Raw genomic sequence first — 1,108 nt, forward strand, 5'->3', positions numbered from 1 at the left:
GGCGGCCAGCAGCGCCGCCGGGTAGCCGAACCCCGTGCCGCACGCCAGCGCGCGGTCCGCCGCCTCCCGCGCGGCCTGCGGGTCCTCCTGGGCCAGCAGCCGGGCCAGTCCGGCCAACGCGGGCACCAGCTGCGGTGTCGCGCCGTTGTCCTCGGCCAGCCTGGCCGCCTCTTCGAACGCCGACCTGGCCAGTGCCCGTTCGCCGCGCAGTCGGTGGACCTCACCCAGCGACTCCAGCGAGAGGCTCGCCAGGCGGGACCCGGTGTCGGTGTAGACGGCGCCGGCCGCGCGCAGGTCGGCTGCGGCTTCGTCCAGCCGGCCCAGGCCGAGCAGGGCGGCGCCGCGGTTGTTCAGGCCCAGCGCCCGGTAACCGGTGAACCCGGTCAGGTCGGCCAGCCGCAACGCGACCTCCAGTTCGGTCAACGCCTCCTGGTGGTAGGCCTCGTGCACGAAGTGGGCCGACCGGTTGACCCTGATCCTGACCTCCGCCAACACGTCCTGCGCCAGTCGGGCGTGCGCCAGCGCCCGCTGGTAGTGCGCCACGATCGCCGGTCGGTCGCCCTCCACGTTCGCGATCATCGCCAGCACGGTGTGCGCTGCGGCGAGGGCGGCGTCGTCGCCGGATCGCTCGGCCAGGGCCACTGCCCAATCGACCGCGGCGCGACCACCGGCCACGTCGCCGAGGGCCCAGTGCGCGCTCGCGGCGATGCTGTGCACCCTGGACTCGGTGGCGGGATCCGCACCGGTGTGCCGGCAGCGCGCGCACGCGGCCAGTGCTTCCTCCGGTGCGCCGCTGAAGTAGTGCATCCCGGCGATGCGCGCCGCCAGCGCCGGGGGCATCGTGTCCAGGCCGTGCGCGGCGTGGTGCAGGCACGCGAGCGCCGCGCCCCACTCGCCGCGCACCTGGTGCGCCGCGCCAGCCAACTGCCAGGTGGTCGCGTCGCGCTCCGCCACCGGGATGCGCGACACCGCCTCGATCACCGCGCCCGCCCCACCCCGGTGCAGCACCCGCTCGCCCTGGTCCACCAGCACGGCGCGCAGCGGCCCGTGGTCCGCCAGTTCCCCCAGCGCGGTGAACGCCTCGGTCGGGTGGCCCCGCTCGACGAAC

Annotated in this window: 1 pseudogene; it reads right to left on the reverse strand. The window is 75.9% G+C overall.

Annotation, left to right across the window (positions count from 1 at the left end):
* Positions 1–1,108, reverse strand: a pseudogene (locus tag AB0G02_RS41760) (hypothetical protein); the annotation flags it as partial.

Origin of the sequence: Actinosynnema sp. NPDC023658, assembly GCF_040639995.1 — a bacterium.
Lineage (GTDB): Bacteria > Actinomycetota > Actinomycetes > Mycobacteriales > Pseudonocardiaceae > Actinosynnema.